General features: G+C 73.8%; 1 pseudogene. It reads right to left on the reverse strand.

Going from position 1 to position 790, the window contains the following annotated elements:
* Positions 1-618: 618 nt before the first annotated feature.
* A pseudogene (locus GT354_RS12165) lies at positions 619-790 on the reverse strand (two-component sensor histidine kinase); the annotation flags it as partial.

A 790-nucleotide genomic window follows, 5' to 3' on the forward strand; every position in this document is an offset into this window, starting at 1 on the left:
GGTTCCGCCCGTCCGGACTCGCGGGCGATCGCCAACCAACGCCACACCGTGCGCGGCGCCACCCCGGTCGCGGCCGCGGCGATCCGCACACATGCGCCGTCTCCACCGTCCCGGCCTCGTCCGGCGCGAGAAGACGGGAACATCACCTGCCGGCGTGTCAGGGCACGGTCCCGAGACGGGGACGCGGGTGACGACGCGTGCGCGGCAGCGGAGGCCGGAGGCCGTCCGGGACCGAAGGCACCGGCGGTGGAGACGACTTCGCGTTCATCGTTGGCTGCGCCGGCCGAAACGTCGATACCGGTGCCGTCCCATGCGACCACCCGCAACTCACACCGCCACACCCTGCGTGTGCCGGTCCCGGATACTGTGCCGCAGATCCGGTGGAACACCTTCGCCGTCGGTCCGTCCCCGGACCGCCTCGCGCCAGACGCAGGGCCCTCGCCGAAGGAAAGAACGGCACCGAGTCGTCCGGGCCGGCGACGAACCGAGCCCACCCGCCTCGACAGCGGGGCATGCGATGGCCCGGCTCCGCGGTGGGGAAGCGCTCGACCCAGTCGGCTGCGCGGGGCAAGAAGGCATGGGGTGAGTGTTCGTGGCGGCGCGATGCCGAGGACATGATCAGCTGCGGCGGTCCGGGAGGCGAAGGCGGACCTGCCAGCCGCCGTCTTCGGATGGTCCCGACTCCAGGCTGCCGCCCAGCAGTTCGGCGCGCTCGCGGAGGCCGATGAGGCCCTGGTGCGCGCCGGGCAGCGCGAGGGCGGGGCGGGCCGGGGGGCCGTTGGTGACGGTG

Source organism: Streptomyces sp. SID3343, from assembly GCF_009865215.1.
In the GTDB taxonomy this organism is placed as follows: domain Bacteria; phylum Actinomycetota; class Actinomycetes; order Streptomycetales; family Streptomycetaceae; genus Embleya.